We start from the raw sequence: 16,880 nt of genomic DNA on the forward strand, positions 1-16,880 counted from the left end.
TGCGTGGTTAATTACTAATTTATCTTGCCACGTTCGACCGCAGGGACCAACACCTCAGCCTGTCGCGCAGGCCGTTCCGTTGAGCGTGAACGACGCCGGCACAGCGTTCCCACCGCGCAGGGAACCGAGGAACCCGATCGACACTTCCCCGCCGGGCGCGATCGTCGCCGTGTAGTGGACGTTGGTCGCACTGACCGCCGCACCGCGCTGCGACGAGGTCGCGTTCCACATCTGCGTCACGGTCTGACCGTCGCTGAACGACCACCGCAACGTCCAGCCGTTGATCGCCGACGAACCGGTGTTCCTGATCGTGACTCCACCCTGGAACCCACCGGGCCACTGCCCGGCGATCCGATAGGCGACCGTGCACGGCGGCGGCGCAGGAGCGGGAACGGGTGCAGGAGCAGGAGCAGGGACAGGGGCAGGTGCAGTCGTCACAACGGGAGCCGCACTCGTCGTCGCCACAGTCTTCGTCGGCTGCACCCGCTTCGGCGACGTGCCGGCCGTCGACGTCACCTCCACACCGTTGCAGGGCGGCCCCCACAGCCCGCGCTTCTCCCGCGCCGCAGCAGCTTCGGCGTCGGCCAGCGCTCCCGCCGCGTCCTGCGCCCGCAACACACCCTCACGCACAGCGAGAACCGCGTAACTGGTTCCGTCCTCGAGCCACAGGTTCACTTCGCCGGGAATGATCGAGGTGACGCGAACCGGCCTGTCCACCAATGTTCTCGTGGCAAAAGCAATCGCGGCGGCAGCCCAGCACACCGCGGGCTGCGCCAAGAACGAGATGCGAACACGCTGACCGCCGTCGAACTCGACCGTGCGCGCATCCACCACCTCACGCACGAACATCGGCACGTTCTCCTGCGCCTCAGTGATCAAAGTGGGCTGCCGCGACGGCACACGACTGGCCACCGGCGGCGCCGGACCCTCCGCCGTGCACGCACACACGAGGAGAACCATGAGAAATGACAAGAACTTCCGCACCACCAGGGCTCCCGACGCGGTCGTTGAAACTTTGACGACCGTATCGCCTCCCAGCCACCCCCGAATCCGCCGTTCGGCCTTGATCAACTACGCAAAAGGGAGTGTGGACAGTCCAGACGCGACTCGAAGTCCTTTGTAGACAGCCAAGCTCACCCGACGCACCACACGAAGAGAAGACATCGAGAAGGTGAAGAGTTCGCCCAGCAGTCCACCGGACGAGCAGCAGACGCCCAATCATCCAATGTGGATGCGCAAAGCCCGGTCCACGACAGCCCGAGCAACGGCAGGAACTCGACGCCTACGGCAGAGAGATGGTCACGCTTGCCTCAGAACACCACCTGGTTGCTGTCTTGGCCTACGCGCGCAACCCGGACGCATTGCTGAGCAGTTACCTTGGTTATGCCTCTCTGCGCGGGGACGAGCACCTGCACTGGGTATTCCGCGAGCCGTTGGCAATCACTCCCGCCGACCCTTCCAAGCTACGCGCCGTCACCACAACCGACGGCCGCCCTGCGTTCGACGCCGGAACTCCTGCCGCTCACCACCTCCGGCCACGCTCTCCACTGGACCTGGCGGAACGCCTCGGCGTGTCGGCCGCGGCCGTCGGACAGTACGAAGCCGGGATCACCAAGCCCCGGCCCGATCACCTGGAGCGGTTGGCCGTCGAGCTCGACTACCCCGTCGCGTTCCTCGCGACGGGCAGGCCGCACGCACGGCTCGACGCGTCGATGGCGCACTTCCGCAGCCTGCGAACGACACGCGTGTCGCAGCGCGCGAAGGCGACGGCTGTCGTCAAGCAACTCTGGGAACTGGTCTATGCACTTGAACGACGGGTCGAACCTCCGCCTGTTGACCTTCCTGTCGTTCCCACGTCGGACATCGACAAAGGTCCCCTACGTCACCTGGTCCGCACGATGGAACTAAAGGGCGTCATCGTTTCGTCCTGTCGGTAGCGGGCGAAGACGTCGCACGGGTCGACGCGTTCTGCACGTCGCGCCTGCCGCGGCCCATCGTGATCCTCACACCGGACCGGGCAAACGACATCTACCGTCATCGCTTTACGGCGGCGCACGAACTTGGTCACCTGCTACTCCACACGGATGTAGTTCCTGGAGATCCGGAACAAGAACGCGAAGCGAGCCGGTTCGCAGCGGAGCTGCTGACACGAGCCGCCGAAATCGAGCGAGAACTGCCATCGCGGTTTCGCATCTCCGCCCTGGAGGACCTCAGTCGCGTCTGGGGTGTCCCCTGCGTCACCAGTGCGACGGTCCAAGGAACTTGGCGTAATCTCCGAGGTCTCCGCGCGACGGGCGTATCAACGCATACAGCAACTACGGACTGCTGGACTACTGCGCCCTGACTCCATTACCAGGTACCCAGGCGAGACGCCGACCCTCCTTACGAGTGCGTTCGATCTGGCGGAGCAGCATGGCCTGACGCTGAAGGATGACGCGAAAGGGCTCGCATGGCCTGCCTCCAGAGTCCGACAACTGCTTGGGCAGGTGGAACAGGCCTTCGCCAGCTACAGCCTGCCCATCAAACTCCTGTCCGATAACGGGCTCACCTTCACCGGCCACCACCGCGGCTGGATGGTCGACCTGGAACGCCGCATCGCCGAGCGAGGGGTCACCAGCATCGCCTCCACCCCGCACCACCCACATACCTGCGGCAAGAACAAACGCAGCCACCAGACCCTGCAGAAATGGCTCGCCACCCGCCCTCCAGCCGAGAACCTCACCGCCCTGCAAGACCTTCTCGACGAATACCGACAGTTCTACAACAACCGCCGCCACCAAAGCCTCGACGGCCAGACATCCCAGCAACGCTACGACGTCCGCCCGAAAGCCGCCCCCGCCACCGGCCCCCGCCGGCGCAGCGGCGTCACCACCCGCCCCGTCTACACCACCGACGTGATCGCCTTCTCCGGCTGCTCCGTCGTCCTCCGCCGCACCTGGGCCGGCCGCACCGCCACCGTCTACTGGCAAGGCGACCGCGTCACCATCGTGACCACTCACGACCAGCTGCCGCCGAGGTACTTTCGGCTACCGCTCGTTGCCTCTTTTGACGTCTCGATCGACCCTGCGTCACCGCCCGTGTACTCATGGTCGTGGTCTGGCCGGGCGAGTGCGCAGGGCCGGGGAAGCTGCGCCTGGCGGACCGTTCGCATCAGACTGCCCGCTGTGGAAACTTGCCCACGAACCGGGAGGATCCAGATCATGGCCGAAACCGCAGTCTTTAATGGGCAAAAGCCTTTTGCCCATGCCGATGACACAGAGGCGGAACGGTTGACCGCCTTGGATGCGGAGCAGGACGTCGCCGCTTGCCGGCGGGCGATGGGCGACCTGTTTCGACAGGAGCTGTTCGATCCGCGGCTGCGTCACGATCTGCCCCTGCGAGAGTACATGGACCTGACCATCGACCGGATGAGAGCGATCTTCCGGGAGGGGCTCGTCAACAACGACATGTGGATGGGCCAGTCCCGGGAACACGCGTTCCGGTCCATGTGCGAGGTGATGGGCCTGACCGGCGCCTTCGATTTCGCGCTCACCTCGACCATCACCGATCACCTCATCGCGGGGAGCGTGCTCTTCAACCACGGCGCTCCTGAGCAGGTCGCCCGTTACCACGACGAAATCACGCGGATGCACCAGGTCTACGCGTTCTGCTGCACGGAGATCGGCGGCGGTACCAACCTGCGGGAGATCCGCACGGTGGTCTCCTGGAATCGCGCGGAGCAGAGTTTCACGCTCGACACCCCCACGGACGCCGCCTGCAAGTTCTGGATCGGGAATATCAAACACGCCGCGACCGTCGGCATGGTCCTGGCCCGCCTTGTCATCGACGGCGAAGACGTAGGCCACCACTGGTTCCGTGTCCCGCTGCGAGGCCAGGAGAACGGTCCTCCCCTGCCGGGTATCACGATCCTCTCGTGCGACCCGAAGGGAGGGATCCAGGCCAACCAGGTCGGCGGTGTCCGCTTCACCGGGGTCCGGCTCCCCCGCGAGGCACTGATGGGGCGGTACTCGCGCATTGACGCGGGCGGAGGTTTTTCCAGCACACTTCCCGATACCGACGCCCGCTTCGTGAAATCCATCGAGACCTTCGTCCAGGAACGTATCTTCCCGCTCAGCGCCGGCGCAAGAGCTGCCGAACTCGCGGCTCACCTCACCTGGCGGTTCGCCGGTCACCGGGAAATCCGCCGCGTGCCTGCCCGCAGGGTCCTGCTGGACGAGCCTCTGTTCCTGGACCGCCTGTATCCGGTTCAACTGCGTTGCCTCGCGCTGCGCCTGTTGGAAGGCGCCGTCGTCAGGGGCGTCGAACGCGACTGGCACTCCGACCCCAGCCGTAAGGGCCTGCATCTGCTCACCGCGACCGGAAAATGCGGCTCTTGGCTGGTACTGGACGTCCTGGCAGCATGCCGTGAGATGTGCGGGTCGCAGGGGTTCCACTGCCACAACCAGATTGTCACCATGCGAACCGACTTCGAGGTCAACGTGACCTTCGCGGGCGACAACTCCGTGATGGCCTACCAAGTGGCGCGCGCCGCCCTGCGTGCGGACCGGTTCGCCTTACGCCCGCCTGGGACATTGCCCGAGCGGGTCGAGAAGGAGCTGACCGAAGCGTGGCGCAGCCGTCCGGGCGGTTCGTTCACCCATGCCGAGGCCGTCACGCTCGTTCACGCCCGCATGCTCGGCCTCATCTTGAGTGAGCACGCCGCCGACCCGCGGGTACCACAGCAGATCATGGACGACTTGGTAGCCGATTTCGCCGTACACCGGCTGGGGGAACCGCACCGGCCGGTGTCGGCAGACAGGGAAAAGATCGGTCTCCTGGCCGAGGTGCTCTCGCCCCTGCCCGAGCTCGTCACCGCCCCCATGGTCGACGACAGTTACCTGATGGAATTCACGTCCCCTGCGCGGGCCGTGGGAATTCCCATCCCAGTGCAGGGACGGTAGACCACCGTGGCGATGCGTACGCGGGAAGAGACGCGGACGGTAGACGGTCTGCGATTTCACGTACGGCGCGCTGGAGAGGGTCCGCTGATCCTGTTGCTCCACGGATGGCCGCAGACCGGCCACGCCTGGCGCCGCATTCTGCCCGTCCTCGCGCGGGACTACACGGTGGTCGCGCCGGACCTGCGCGGATACGGGGCGTCCAGCCGGCCGGGTGGCGGCTACGACAAGCGGACCATGGCCGCCGACATGAGCGGGCTCATGCACGAGCTGGGGTACGCGCAGGCTGTTGTGGTCGGGCACGACCGGGGCGCACGCGTGGCCCATCGGTGGGGACTGGACCGGCCACACGAGATCAGCCATCTGATGCTGCTCAGCGTCGTACCGACGCGGGAAATGTGGCGGCACATGGACGCACGGGTCGGTGCGGCGTACTGGCACTGGCTCTTCCACCTCGTCCCCGACCTCCCCGAGTTCCTCACCGAAGGAAAAGCCGGGGAGTACGTCCGATTCATGCTGGCCGCCGGAGTATTCCGCCGGGAGGCGTTCACTGATGCGGACCTGCGGCACTACGCGGAAGCGTACGCACGGCCGGGGGCGCTTCGTGCGAGTTTCGACGACTACCGCGCCGCTCGCCATGAGGATCTGGAAGCCGACGAGGCCGACGCTGCTGCGGGTCGCCGCCTGACAATGCCCGTTCACGTGGCCTGGGGCGCCGAAGGGCTGGTGGGGACACTGCCCGTACTCGACCTGTGGCGGGCATACGCCGACCGGCTCGAGGGGGCGCAGATCGACTCCTGCGGGCATTTCCCGGCAGAGGAGCGGCCGGACGTCCTGATCGCCCGGATCCAGGCTTTCCTGGCCGCGGAGAGGGCAGTGGAGGGGAAATGAGGGCACTGGTCATCACCGAGGAGCGCGGGCTGCGCCTAGCGGAGGTCGACGAACGCGAGCCGGAGCCCGGCTGGGTTCGCGTGGACGTGGCGTACTGCGCCATCTGCGGTTCCGACCTGCACCTGCGGGCGATGCCGCACCTCGTCCCGGCCGACGCGGTTCTCGGACACGAAATCTCCGGGCATGTCACCGCACCGGCCGGGGAGCGGCTGACGGTGGGGCAGGCCGTGGTGGTGTGGCCGAAAGCGGGCTGCGGGGACTGCGAGGACTGCCAGGTAGGCGACAACCACCTCTGTGCCGCACAGCCCTGGCGGCTGAGTTCACTCGGCCTAGGCACACGTCCCGGTGGCTACGCCGAAGCCGTCGTCGTCCCCGAGCACACGGTGTATGCGGTGCCGGACGGCGTTTCGCTGGAGCACGCAGCACTGACGGAACCGCTGTCCTGCGCGGTCCACGCGGTCGACCGCTCCGGAACTTCGGCAGCGGACACCGTCACGGTCCTCGGAGGCGGCACCATCGGCTTCCTGCTCGCACACGTGCTGCGGCTACGGGGAGTCGAGGACGTGCGGGTAGTGGAACCGCACCCCGTACGGCGTGCACGCCTGACCGCGACCGGAATCGCCACCGTGGACGTCGACGAGCGGGGCCCGGAAGCAGACGTGGTGTTCGAGTGCGTGGGCTCGGTGACGGCGCTCACGGACGCGGCCCGACGCGTGCGGACACGGGGAACGGTCGTCGCACTCGGGGTGAACGAGCGGCCCGCGGAGCTGGACTCCGTCATTCTCGTCACCAAGGAGATCCGGATCGTGGGCAGCTTCGCCCAAAACAGAGGCGCCTTCGAGGCAGCCTTGGATCTCCTCGGAGGCGGCCGTGTCCCGGTCGGGCGGATCATCACCGACGTCGTCCCCCTGGACGCCGGCCGAGTCTCAGCGATGATGGACGCCCTCACCGGACGGCCCGGAGATCACCAGGTGGTCATGATCGCTCCATAAGCTTGTTGATGTCCAGGACGAGGTGTTCTGGATGCCCAGAACGGCGGGGTGTGGCTGATGTGTCCTTGCCGCTGGGTGGCTCTCCGGGAGTGGCCGCCTCGCCGTTCTGGACGCCCTGGCAGCTGATTGAAAAACGTGCGTGTGGTCGCTGGCGGGACCGTCCACGGGGCTGTACGACTGAAAGGGGAGGGCGGACCGCGTGGCGGTGCGCGAGAGGATCTGGGTGGGCGTCGATGTCGGCAAGGCCGGCCACCACGCGTGTGCGGTCGACGACTCCGGCAAGGTCGTGTTCAGCCAGAAGGTGGTCAACGGCCAGGCCGCGATCGAGGCGCTGATCACGCGCGCGGTCGCAAGGCCCGCGGGGTGGTGTGGGCGGTGGACATGACCTCGGGCAAGGCGGGGTTGTTGCTGGCGCTGCTGCTGCAGACGGGTCAGCCGGTGCTGTATGTGCCGGGCCGGTTGGTCAACCGCATGGCCGGCGCGTTTCCCGGCGAGGGCAAGACCGACGCCAAGGACGCCCGCACGATCGCCGAGACCGCCCGCATGCGAGGCGACCTCACCCCGGTGAGCAGCCCGGACGAGATCGCGGCCGACTTGCGGATCCTGACCGCGCGCCGGGAGGACCTGATGGCCGACTGGGTGCGTGGGGTCAACCGGCTGCGCGAGCTGCTCGCCTCGATCTTCCCCGCCCTGGAACGCGCTTTCGACTATCCACCCGCTCGGCGCTGGTCCTGCTCACCGGCTACTGCACCCCGGCCGGTATCCGGGACGCGGGCGCGGCCGACCTGACCGAGCACTTGCGTGCCGGTGGCGCGTGGCCAACGGCTTTCCGTCCATGGTGGACAAAGCTCTCGCCGCAGCCGGCGAGCAAACCGTTGCCCTGCAGACAGAAACCATCACCGCGCCGTTGATCATGCGGCTGGCGCGGCGGCTGCTCGAGCTCGATCGCGAGATCAAGGATCTCGACAAGCACATCACCGAGCGTTTCGGTGAGCATCCGCATGCCGGTCCGATCACCAGTGTCGACGGTTTCGGCCCGATCCTGGATGCGCAACTGCTGGCCGACACCGGCGGTGGCCTGCGGGCGATGTTCGGCAACACCGGCCGCATGGCCGCCTACGCCGGGCTCGCCCCGGTGCCACGCGACTCTGGGCGAGTGCGGGGCAACCTGCACCGGCCCAAGCGCTACCACCGCGGCCTGCGCCGCGTCTCCTACCTGGCCGCCCTGCCCTCGATCAAGGTCCAGGACGACCCACCCCGACGCTTCTATCTGCGCAAACGAGACGAGGGCAAGCATCACACCCAAGCGCTCATCGCACTGGCACGCCGACTGGTCGACGTCATCTGGGCACTGCTGTGCGACGGCCGGGAGTTTCATCGCTCACCACTCACAGCCCAGATCGCTTGACCTGATCATTGAAACTCCCGACAGGTGACGGAGAGCGCCCGCCGAAAGGGCGCGTCGACAATCGCCTGACACCCGGTCAGAACGCAATTTCGGTATCCGAATGTACCTTTGCCAGCCTGTTCCGAGGTGGCTGAAGAAGGAATCCCAATGCTTCGCAAGATCGCGTTCGGCGCCGGCTCCGCCATGGCGACGCTCGGCATCACCGTCTCCCTGCCAGGTGCGGCTGCCGCGACGGGCACGTCCGGCCACCACAGCTTCGACCATGACCGCCCCGGATCAGGTCACCACGCAGGGGACCTGGGCCTACCTCCGATCGTACCCGAAGTCGCAGGCCGGAGCCATCAATTGCACCAATGATGCCGTCACCAAAAAGCGGAACCCGGCCGTCCTCACAAATGCGTGACGAGGCCGGAAAGGATCGATCTCATGGCCTATTACGGCTGAGCGCCGATACTGGCGTGCTTGCCGCATGACATGTGCACTGGAAAGGAACCGTCGCGAATTCCGCTTCGGGTTTCACGGCGTTTCCGTATCGCCGAATGGTGGGTCTTCGAACTTAACCGGGCACCGTAACGTTGTTGGTGACGCTGCGTGTGCGCAGGCGTTGGTTCTCGGGGTTGCGGAAGCCGTAGGCGTTGCGGGCGGCGAGTTTGACGGCTCGGTTGATGCCTTCGCTCTTGGCGTTGGTGATGCCGGTGCGCAGGAAGGCTTCGATGCCGTGCCACCAGGTCTCGATGGTGGTGGCCAGGCGGGTGATCTCGGTGATGTCGCTGTCGGCGCACCAGAGGTAGAAGTTGTAGAGACGCGTGCGGATCTTGGCGGGGTCGACCTTCTCGCGGTTGCAGGCCAGGACCGTGCGGAGTTCTTCCTTGGCGATCCAGGCGTTGAGGATGCCGGTGCCGAGCGGCCCGGCCGCCTCGAGCTTGGTCCGCATCGTGGTGACCTGCTCATCGGTGAGGTCTTCCCAGTTGCGGGTCAGCCGGTTGCGGGCGCTCCATTCCGGGTCGGTCTTGCGGCCGCGGCCGCCGCGGTGCTGGAAGGTCAGCCGCCGCCGTACCTCGCACAGCGCCTTATTGGCCAGCTGGACCACGTGGAAGTGATCGACCACGGTCGCGCCGCCGGCAGCGCCTGGCGGATCTCGGCGCGGTAGGAGGCCGACATGTCGATGGCCACGAACCTGATCCCTGACGCCAGGACTCGGGCTGTCGCTCCAGCCAGGTGACGGTGTCCTCAGCGGTGCGACCCTCGACCTGTCCCAGCAGCCCCTGCGTCCCGGTGACGTCGACAAAGCCGGTGTGCCAGCGCCCCACCGCCTCCTCGCTCTTTCCGGTCTCCGGGTTGAGCTGGTACTTCGGCCTGCCCTGGCGGGTCTCGTCGATCCCCAGCACCCGCACCGGTGCGAGCGCGGCGGGCAGAACGGTTGCTGCCTCTTCGCGTGCGGCGGCCGAGCTCGCGGACCGGGATGAGGCCAAGCTCTCTGATCTGGTGAACGGCAAGGGCGGTTCGAACGTGGTCGATCTGACTTTGTGCTGGGGATCTGCCGGACGGTGGCCGCTGAGCGTGATCACTTGCTGAGGCTGTTTCCGGAGACGAACGTCAGGGGTTGGTGGCAGCAGCACGGAAGGTGCGCGCCCGTCCGTCTTCGTACCCTTGTCGAACCCCTGGCGATGGCGAAAACGCTGGTCTGCTGGCAGGCGTGCGTGGTGCCGGACTTCTTGCAGACGCCCGCCTACGCGCGTTCGGCGATCATCGCGTCCTGTAATGAGCCTGCTGCTGAGCTGGACGAGCGCGCCAAGGCGCAGTTGGAAACGCAGCAAGCCCTGCGTCGGCCGGGTGTGCAGTGCACCTACTTCATCCACGAGTTGGCGCTGCGCCTGCCGGTCGGTGGCCATGACGTGCACGTCGAGCAGGTGCACCACCTTCTGAGGATGGCGGTGCGGTCGGGTATCACGATCCGGATCGTGCCTGCGGCGATCGGTGCTCACGCGGGTCGTTCACGCAGTTGACGTTCGCCAGGTACGAGCCGCTGGTGTGCCTGAGGAACGAGAACTCCACGCTGTTCATCGAAGACACCGCCGCAGTCGAGGGCTACGACGCGATTGTCCGCTCCCTCGACCGGTGCAGCCTGGACGCTGAGCAGTCGAAAGCGGCGATAGCCCGCCCCGGCGAAGCGTTGTCGGCAACCGACCGCTTGAACGAGGGAACGATGCCTCAGGCCGATGCGGTTCGCGAGCAAGGTGAATCCGCGTGACGCGGCTGGGGATCGACGACCTCGAAGGGCCGCAGACGGAGGTCCAAGCCGCCGCGCAGTCCTATCAGGACGAACACGGCTGGACCGTTGGTGTGTACGGCTGCGGTGTACGGCTGATCGCCGGGCGCGCAGTCGAAGCCCTTGACATACCAAGGGAACTTGGCTCCCGTACTTGGAACCTGCTGGACCAGTCGGTCCCTGTGTTCGGGGCGCCAGACGATCACGCCATCTGCTGGACCTTCGTCACGGCGCCGCACATCGGGCCGACGCTTCCGGGAGCTTGCCGTGCGGGGGTGTCGACCACATCCGGTCCGGCCGGTCGATCAACCTACCACCCAGCACCTTCGGACGGCACCGCCTGCGTTGGATCACCCCACCGGTCCCAGCGCAGGTACCGAGTTTCAACACCGTGGCCGATGCCGTGCTGCGAGCTATGCCGAACTGACTGACCGGGCAAGCGACCACATCACACGCCGCAGCCATCCGCTGACCCAGCAGTGTGGACGCAGGTCCTCGTCTCCTGGCCCGCCGAACCGGTGCCCGGCGACGACAGAGAGCGCGCCGACCGACTCGACCACGGTCTCGAGTTGGTTAGGAGCACACAACTCGACCCAGCCGCCCACCACGCCTCCATCCGAACAGGGGGCGGCTTACGGCTCGGTCCATTCACCGATCACCGGCGGTGTCACCAGCGCGTCGCTGCCGAAGGTCTCGTCAGGGTCCGGTTCCAACAGGTACGACGGCGTGGTCCGCTCGAGATCTTCCTCGCCCTTTGCCCTTCGCACCGTCGGCCCCATGACACCCATCGCACCGGCACCCGGACCACCGCGGCCAGTCGCCGCGCCACCGGTGCCCGTGCTGCCGCCACGACCTGCCGCGCCGTCACCGGGCAGCACGCCCGCGGATCCACCGGGGTTGAGCCCGCCGCCGCGGTTGTTGTTGCCGTCACCAGGCGGGTTGCCGCCCAGGCCGAGGTTGTTCTGGCCACCGCCCAGACCGCTGGTGCTGGTGGTGTTGCCGACGGTGTTGGTCACCGGTGGCGCCGTCCACGCCGTGTTGGTCGTGTCACCGACCTGCGGCGGTGGCGTGAACCCGCGTCCGTTCGCGTCACCGGTGCCGATCGGAGGCAGCGGCCGCGGCTCGGGTTGAGGCTGGGACGGCGGCGCCGGAGGAGCGGGCGCGAACGCGAGCTGGGCAGCCGCGGTCTGTGCCACCGTGCGGTCGTAGGTCTCCACCACTCGCGCAGCGTCCTCGTGCTGCTGCTTCTGCAGCGGTATCGGCAGCAGCCTGCTGCCCGTAGAGGATCGGGTCGGTGATCGCCATCCGCCCGGCATTCGCCGCCGCAGGGTCGTACGGAACAGCGGGTGGCGGCGGCACGGTGGACTTCGCGGTGCTCAACGCGCGCGACTGCTGCGCGATCAGCTTGCCCGCGAACTGCGCCGCCGTTCCGGCCTCGGAGGCCTTGTTGCCCAGCCCGGCGACCGCGGTGCGGGCTTGGTCGGCGGCTTTGCCGCTCCAGTCCGCCTCGCTGCTGCCGATCGCGGCGGCGATGCCGTCCTGGAACGCGGTGAGACAGTCGCGGCAATCGTTGGCACGCTGCAAACCGCACCAACGAAGCAGGCCGCGAACTCGCAGACCACGGCCCGTGTGCATCCTGTACGTGCCCCCGGTGCGACTCGAACGCACACTGGACGGATTTTGAGTCCGCTGCCTCTGCCGATTGGGCTACGGGGGCGTAGCTGAGTGAACTCTAGCGGATCACGCGAGCCAGTTACGCGCGGGGCCGCTACGACTTGACCAGGCGTCCGATCGCCGCCGACGCCTCCGCCAGCTTCTCGTCCGCCACCGGGCCGCCTTCGGCCGCCGCCTGCGCCACACAATGCTTCAGGTGTTCGTCGAGCAACCCGAGCGACACCGCCTGGAGGGCCTTCGTGGCCGCCGCGATCTGAGTGAGGACGTCGATGCAGTATTCGTCGTTCTCGACCATGCGCTGCAGGCCGCGGATCTGTCCCTCGATGCGGCGCAGTCGCTTGAGGTATGCGTCCTTGTCCGCGGTGTACCCGTGCATCGCTCCTGACCTTCCCTACCCCTGGCGGGTATGTCGAGGATACCTGCACCGGATGGGGGTGCGTTATGTGCAACGCTGCTCCGTCAGCGGGAATGGTGAAGCGTCCGGCAAGCCCAGCAACGGGCCGAAGTGAGACGACTAGCTGCACATTTTGGACCCATAACACCCGTGTGGTTTACCGGGGTAAATGCCCCGACCGGGCGGTTGGGTCACATTTTAGCGGCGAAAGGTTCGCCGTTTTTCCTCATGTGGACTATGGTGTTGCCGGAGCACGTGGTTACGTCGAGGATCCGCGTGCTATGTGAGTACCCAACGGAGGAACAGTGGCACAGCAGACCGTCGTCCAACTCATCGACGACCTCGACGGCGGAGAAGCCGACGAGACCGTGACCTTCGCACTTGACGGTGTCGAGTACGCCATCGACCTGTCGAAGGGAAATGCGGAGCGGCTTCGCGAGTCGCTGGCGGACTTCGTCGCCAAGGCTCGTCGTGCGGGTGGCCGCAAGCAGCGCAAGGGCACCGGCAAGTCCACCGTGAAGGCCAGCGACAAGGCCGAGGCGCAGCGCATTCGTGACTGGGCTCGTGCGCAGGGGCACCAGATCTCGGACCGCGGTCGCATTCCGCAGAACCTGGTTGTGCAGTTCCAGGAAGCGCACGCCTCCTGACCTGCGCGAACACGCGAGGTTTCCACACGTCGGCCGGGTCTCCGGCCGACGTGTTAACCCGCCAGAGGATCAAACACGGTCTTGTTCGTTCACACTCGCGCTATACCCCGGAACGTGGGATCAACGACCGGGAAAGTGCGCTCCGAACAGGCGTAACACCGCAGTCGCCTTGACCGCTGTCTCCTCGAATTCCTCGTCGGGGTCGGACAGCGAGATGACCGCTCCGCCCACGCCGAAACTCACCCGGTCGCCGTTCGCGACGAGCGTTCGGATGACGATGCTGAAGTCGGCGGCTCCGTTGAGCGAGAAGTAACCGAGCGCTCCCGAGTACACCCCGCGTGGACCGGCTTCCAACCCATCAAGGATCTGCATGGTCCGGATCTTCGGGGCGCCGGTCATGGAACCACCGGGAAACGCGGCTCGAACACATCGGACGGCAGAACTGTCCGGCCGAAGGCGCGCCCGCACGGTGCTCACCAATTGGTGCACGGTCGCGTAGGTCTCGACGTCGAACAACCGCGTCACCTCGACCGAACCGACTTCCGCGCACGTGCCGAGATCGTTGCGGACGAGGTCCACGATCATCAGGTTCTCCGCGCGGTCCTTGACCGAACGGGCCAACGTTGTGCGCAACATCTCGTCGTCCGGCGCATCAACACCTCGGGGGCGTGTCCCCTTGATCGGCGATGACTCGACGACACCATGTCGGTCTACCCGGATAAATCGTTCGGGTGACGTGCTGAGCACGGACAGTTCACCGAAACGCAGCAACGCACCGAACGGAACGGGATTAGCGGCGCGAAGCAGCCGATAAGTGTCCCAAGGGTCGAGCGGGGCACGACCGGACGTCGTGCACGACATCATGTTCGTCAAGCACGCCTCGTAGGTCTCCCCCGCCGTGATCGCCTCCTGGCACGCGCTGATCAGCTTCAGGTAGTGCGCACGCGGATGCCGCAGCGTCACCTCGGACACCACCGGCCGGGAAGGCTCCCCCAACGGCCTCAGATCGGCCAGAACTGCCGAAACATCGTCAAACCACGTGTCATCGGTCAACGACAGCAAATAGACACACTCATCAACGTGATCGATGACCACCGCACGGTCCGCGAACACGAACGACGCGTCAGGCTGTTCCGCACGGTGGGCGAAGTCGCCGCCGCACTCCGCTTTCAGCTCGTAGCCCAGATATCCGACCCACCCGAGTGCGAAGTCGAACGGCACATCGGGCTGTTCGACTCCCCACGCCGCGATGTCGTCGTCCATCCACGAGAAGAAGGACGGGCAATGCAGACGCGTGCCGTCGAGCGTGAGCACCTGGTCCGGCACCGAGTACTGCGCGACGCGCGCGAGAGGCCCCGACGCGTCCCCCATGAACGAGAACCGCCCGCCGGACCCGCTGTCCAGCCAGAACGCGGTCCCAGAAGCCCCGTGGAGCGCCGCGAACGCCTCTTCGGGGTCCACGGCCACGTCGAGCTGCCGGACGTGCACAGGGCGCTTCTGAGGCTCTGGACGAACCAGCACCGGTTCGGGCACGGCGGCGGTCCGGGTCGGGGTCAGCGCGCCGAAGTTCGCGAGCAGCTCCCGCCCGAAGTCGGTGCAGATCGACTCGGGGTGGAACTGCACACCCCACGCCGGCCGGTCGAGAGCGCGAACTCCCATCAGCACGGAGTCGTCGCTCCACGCGATGGCTTCCAGAGAGGACGGCAGATCCGTGACGGCCAGCGAGTGGTACCGCACGACGTCCAAAGGCGACGGCAGCCCGGCGAAGACGTCGACACCCGTGTGTGTGACCGGCGAGACGATCCCGTGGCGCGGCACGGGCGCAGGACCGACAACAGCGCCGTACGACAAACAAAGGCCCTGATGGCCCAGACACACCCCGAGCAACGGGATCTCGGCGTGGTCGATCACCGCGCGGCAGATGCCGAAGTCGGCCGGTTCCCCCGGCCGGCCCGGTCCTGGCGAGATCACCACGTTGTCGAACGAACGCAGTGAGGCCAGCCGGAAGCGCGGGTCGTCGTTGTGGACGACCACGGGCTCGACACCGTTCACCTCAGCCAGGTGCTGGAAGAGGTTGAACGTGAACGAGTCGTAGTTGTCGATGAGGAGAGTCCGCATTGCAATACGGCACTCTACCTGCCAAAACACCCAAAAGGAGCAACGAGAGAGGGCGGCCACAGACGTGACCGCCCTCCGGGCAACGCGATGACTCAGCTCCCGAGGAGGAACTTCGGATCCGCCGCGAGTGCCGCCAGTTCAGGCGACAGGAACGGCTGCGCGTCCAGCGCCGGATATCCGCCGTAGGGGTACTCCGCCTCCTGCATGATCGTGACCGTCCAGCCGTTGGCCGCGCGGTAGGACGCCCAGGTGCCGGAGCCTCGTTCGGGGCTCGCGGGAGAGGCGACCCCGACCTGCTTCCCGGCGACCTCGATGATCTTGCACTCGGCGTCGTTCATGCCCTGGAAGCGCTTGGCCAGCGCACACGGGTCGGCCGGATCCTTCGGATTCGGCATCGACACCTGTGCCATCAGCCTGCCGACCTTGTCGCCCTTGCGCACCGGCACGTACGCCGTGTACTGCCAGACCTCCGGTACCTGACCCTTGTTCGTGGAGATCTGCGCCTGGGCGCGGAGCATGCCGCCGTACATGGTGGGATCCTTGTAGTTCAGATCCGGCGTGTCGTACCCGGCGGGCACGGACGCCTTGGCCAGGTTCAACAGCTGCGTGCCGCGGTCGGCCTGCGGGCCGCTGGTGGCCGTGCGGTCGCTCTGCCCGACCGGCCACTTGTCGCCCCACTGCGTGTCCGGCATGCCCGCGTTGGAGCTGCTGCTCGGCCCGGCACCCGTCAGGTACTCCTGCGTGCCCTTCGGGTTGAGCGCGAACGCCGACCCGAGGCCGACGCCGACCACGAGCACCGCTACCACGGCGCCGACGATCGACGACCGCCGCTTCGACCTGGCCTTGCGCGCCAGGTCGAGCGCCCTGCCCGGATCCATCGCCGGCGGCGGGCTGCTCGCCACCACAACGTCCTCGAAAGCCCTTTTGAGGTCCTGTTCGTTCATCGAACCCTCTCCTGCTGTGAGAGCAGGCCGCGCAGCGTCTGCAGCCCCCGCGCGGCCTGACTCTTTACCGTTCCTTCCGAACACCTGAGGACAGCCGCCGTCTGCTCGATCGACATGTCCTCCCAGTACCGCAGGACGAGGCACGCACGCTGTTTCGGAGGCACCTTCGCCAGAGCCTCCAGCAACATCATCCGGTCCTCGGGGTACGCGCCCGGTGGAGCAGCCGAGTCGGTGAGCTCGTCGCTCGTCGACTCGAACCGGAACCACCCGCGCCGCCGCTCGGACAGGAACGTCCGCACCAGGATCTGCCTGGTGTAGGCGTCCAGCGCCTCGTGCCGTTCAACCCGCCGCCACGCCAGGTAGAGCTTCGTGAACGCCTGCTGCACGAGGTCTTCCGCGCGATGCCAGTCGCCGCACAGCAGGTACGCCGTGCCGCGCATGACGTCGGAACGGGCCGCGAAGTAGTCCTGGAACGCGGCGTCCCGATCACTCATCAGGTTTCCCCCTATCTGCGGTACCGGGTTACTCACGCCACCTGCGGCCCGGCGGGTTGCATGAACCTGAGCGACTTTTTTCCGGGGCGGCAGGGCCAGGGTGCCACCGGCT

Annotated in this window: 13 protein-coding genes, 1 tRNA gene and 2 pseudogenes; 8 read left to right on the top strand and 8 right to left on the bottom strand. The window is 66.7% G+C overall.

What is annotated here, in order from left to right; genetic code table 11:
- Nucleotides 1-54: 54 nt before the first annotated feature.
- Complete coding sequence (locus tag IEZ09_RS14680) at nt 55-912, bottom strand: cellulose-binding domain-containing protein (protein ID WP_229812563.1); 858 nt, start codon at nt 910-912, stop codon at nt 55-57.
- A 383-nt stretch (nt 913-1,295) separates the two neighbouring features.
- Here IEZ09_RS14680 and IEZ09_RS14685 point away from each other — a divergent pair, with 383 nt between their 5' ends.
- From IEZ09_RS14685 to IEZ09_RS14715, 6 genes and pseudogenes are all read left to right on the top strand, one after another.
- Entirely contained in the window at nt 1,296-1,937 is a 642-nt protein-coding gene (locus IEZ09_RS14685) for a helix-turn-helix domain-containing protein (protein WP_189254232.1), read from the top strand.
- On the top strand, nt 1,928-2,344 hold the full coding sequence (locus tag IEZ09_RS47870; RefSeq protein WP_368856149.1) for an ImmA/IrrE family metallo-endopeptidase: 417 nt from the start codon (nt 1,928-1,930) through the stop codon (nt 2,342-2,344). The genes IEZ09_RS14685 and IEZ09_RS47870 overlap by 10 nt, the downstream gene beginning before the upstream one ends.
- Nucleotides 2,345-2,486: 142 nt before the next feature.
- On the top strand, nt 2,487-4,940 hold the full coding sequence (locus IEZ09_RS14700; protein ID WP_229812564.1) for an acyl-CoA dehydrogenase family protein: 2,454 nt from the start codon (nt 2,487-2,489) through the stop codon (nt 4,938-4,940).
- Nucleotides 4,941-4,952: 12 nt separating this feature from the next.
- Entirely contained in the window at nt 4,953-5,828 is an 876-nt protein-coding gene (locus IEZ09_RS14705) for an alpha/beta fold hydrolase (RefSeq protein ID WP_189254354.1), read from the top strand.
- Entirely contained in the window at nt 5,825-6,820 is a 996-nt protein-coding gene (locus IEZ09_RS14710; protein WP_189254234.1) for a zinc-dependent alcohol dehydrogenase, read from the top strand. The genes IEZ09_RS14705 and IEZ09_RS14710 overlap by 4 nt, the downstream gene beginning before the upstream one ends.
- Nucleotides 6,821-7,019: 199 nt before the next feature.
- Nucleotides 7,020-8,228, top strand: a pseudogene (locus tag IEZ09_RS14715) (IS110 family RNA-guided transposase).
- Nucleotides 8,229-8,784: 556 nt separating this feature from the next.
- On the opposite strand, the gene IEZ09_RS14720 reads toward IEZ09_RS14715, so the two are convergent.
- Nucleotides 8,785-9,336 carry a transposase gene (locus IEZ09_RS14720; protein ID WP_268247626.1) on the bottom strand — a complete coding sequence of 184 codons (552 nt, stop codon included), beginning with the start codon at nt 9,334-9,336 and terminating at the stop codon, nt 8,785-8,787.
- 559 nt (nt 9,337-9,895) lie between these two features.
- On the opposite strand from IEZ09_RS14720, the pseudogene IEZ09_RS46430 reads away from it, so the two are divergent.
- Nucleotides 9,896-10,479: pseudogene (locus IEZ09_RS46430) on the top strand (DUF5753 domain-containing protein).
- A 650-nt stretch (nt 10,480-11,129) separates the two neighbouring features.
- Here the strand turns inward: IEZ09_RS46430 and IEZ09_RS14735 are convergent.
- The 3 genes from IEZ09_RS14735 to IEZ09_RS14745 all read right to left on the bottom strand — a co-directional run bounded on the left by IEZ09_RS14735 (nt 11,130) and on the right by IEZ09_RS14745 (nt 12,547).
- Nucleotides 11,130-11,717, bottom strand: a complete 588-nt coding sequence (locus IEZ09_RS14735) for a hypothetical protein (RefSeq protein WP_189254238.1) — start codon at nt 11,715-11,717, stop codon at nt 11,130-11,132.
- A 423-nt stretch (nt 11,718-12,140) separates the two neighbouring features.
- A tRNA-Leu gene (locus IEZ09_RS14740) sits at nt 12,141-12,214 on the bottom strand.
- Nucleotides 12,215-12,265: 51 nt separating this feature from the next.
- Nucleotides 12,266-12,547, bottom strand: a complete 282-nt coding sequence (locus tag IEZ09_RS14745; RefSeq protein ID WP_189254239.1) for a metal-sensitive transcriptional regulator — start codon at nt 12,545-12,547, stop codon at nt 12,266-12,268.
- Nucleotides 12,548-12,870: 323 nt separating this feature from the next.
- On the opposite strand from IEZ09_RS14745, the gene IEZ09_RS14750 reads away from it, so the two are divergent.
- Nucleotides 12,871-13,212 (top strand): histone-like nucleoid-structuring protein Lsr2, encoded by a 342-nt coding sequence (locus IEZ09_RS14750; RefSeq protein WP_030466676.1) that lies wholly within the window; start codon nt 12,871-12,873, stop codon nt 13,210-13,212.
- Nucleotides 13,213-13,332: 120 nt separating this feature from the next.
- On the opposite strand, the gene pabB is transcribed toward IEZ09_RS14750, so the two are convergent.
- The 3 genes from pabB to IEZ09_RS14765 form a co-directional block, all read right to left on the bottom strand.
- Nucleotides 13,333-15,330, bottom strand: a complete 1,998-nt coding sequence (gene pabB / locus IEZ09_RS14755) for an aminodeoxychorismate synthase component I (protein ID WP_189254240.1) — start codon at nt 15,328-15,330, stop codon at nt 13,333-13,335.
- A 92-nt stretch (nt 15,331-15,422) separates the two neighbouring features.
- Nucleotides 15,423-16,274: a hypothetical protein gene (locus IEZ09_RS14760; RefSeq protein ID WP_189254241.1), complete on the bottom strand. Its 852-nt coding sequence runs from the start codon at nt 16,272-16,274 to the stop codon at nt 15,423-15,425.
- The gene (locus IEZ09_RS14765; RefSeq protein WP_189254242.1) at nt 16,271-16,768 is read right to left on the bottom strand and encodes a SigE family RNA polymerase sigma factor; all 498 of its coding nucleotides are present in this window, start codon (nt 16,766-16,768) and stop codon (nt 16,271-16,273) included. Before IEZ09_RS14765 ends, IEZ09_RS14760 begins: the two co-directional genes overlap by 4 nt.
- Between the last annotated feature and the right edge of the window lie 112 nt (nt 16,769-16,880).

Source organism: Lentzea flava, assembly GCF_014648475.1.
GTDB classification, from domain to species: Bacteria; Actinomycetota; Actinomycetes; order Mycobacteriales; family Pseudonocardiaceae; genus Lentzea; species Lentzea flava.

What these genes read in the sequence shown, in the direction of transcription:
- IEZ09_RS14710 (WP_189254234.1), top strand. Translation starts at nt 5,825, where the DNA reads ATGAGGGCACTGGTCATCACCGAGGAGCGCGGGCTGCGCCTAGCGGAG.
- IEZ09_RS14705 (WP_189254354.1), top strand. Translation starts at nt 4,953, where the DNA reads ATGCGTACGCGGGAAGAGACGCGGACGGTAGACGGTCTGCGATTTCAC.
- IEZ09_RS14745 (WP_189254239.1), bottom strand. Translation starts at nt 12,547, where the DNA reads ATGCACGGGTACACCGCGGACAAGGACGCATACCTCAAGCGACTGCGC.
- IEZ09_RS14760 (WP_189254241.1), bottom strand. Translation starts at nt 16,274, where the DNA reads ATGAACGAACAGGACCTCAAAAGGGCTTTCGAGGACGTTGTGGTGGCG.
- IEZ09_RS14685 (WP_189254232.1), top strand. Translation starts at nt 1,296, where the DNA reads ATGGTCACGCTTGCCTCAGAACACCACCTGGTTGCTGTCTTGGCCTAC.
- IEZ09_RS14765 (WP_189254242.1), bottom strand. Translation starts at nt 16,768, where the DNA reads ATGAGTGATCGGGACGCCGCGTTCCAGGACTACTTCGCGGCCCGTTCC.
- pabB (WP_189254240.1), bottom strand. Translation starts at nt 15,330, where the DNA reads ATGCGGACTCTCCTCATCGACAACTACGACTCGTTCACGTTCAACCTC.